This is a genomic window from Clostridioides sp. ZZV14-6154 (genome assembly GCF_020657785.1).
Taxonomy (GTDB): Bacteria; Bacillota; Clostridia; order Peptostreptococcales; family Peptostreptococcaceae; genus Clostridioides.
Genome location: NZ_JAGWCY010000046.1, coordinates 1 through 498, shown reverse-complemented (window position 1 = coordinate 498; position 498 = coordinate 1). Strand labels below are relative to the sequence as shown.

General features: G+C 37.3%; 1 tRNA gene and 1 rRNA gene. Both read right to left on the bottom strand.

The features are described 5' to 3' along the window. Window positions 1-51 precede the first annotated feature (51 nt). Window positions 52-126, bottom strand: a tRNA-Asn gene (locus KGF45_RS19670). Between the two features lie 6 nt (window positions 127-132). Next, window positions 133-249: ribosomal RNA gene (gene rrf, locus KGF45_RS19665) — 5S ribosomal RNA — on the bottom strand. Between the last annotated feature and the right edge of the window lie 249 nt (window positions 250-498).

Below are 498 nucleotides of genomic sequence, written 5' to 3'. Positions count from 1 at the left end.
GCAGGATTTTAAGTCCTGTGCGTCTGCCAGTTCCGCCACTTCGGCTTTTTTTGGCTCCAAGGGTGGGGCTCGAACCCACAGCCTACCGGTTAACAGCCGGTTGCTCCACCGTTGAGCTACCTTGGAACATTTACGTGGCTATGTCCTACTCTCCCAGGCAGTTTCCCACCAAGTACCATTAGCGCTAAAGAGCTTAACTTCTGTGTTCGGAATGGGAACAGGTGTATCCTCTTTGCTATTATAACCACATATTGCCTATTTATAAGACAAATATTATATTAACATCTTTATTTTTAAATGTCAATACTTTTAAAGTACTAAATAATAATAGTTTTTTATTAAATATCTTCCATTAATTGAAGTTAGTACTTTACATAGAGTTAACACTCTAAAAACTGCATATATATTTTAATTAATGAACATCAAATAAATATTGGTCAAGTCCTCGACCTATTAGTATCGATAAGCTAAATACATTGCTGCACTTACACCTTCGAC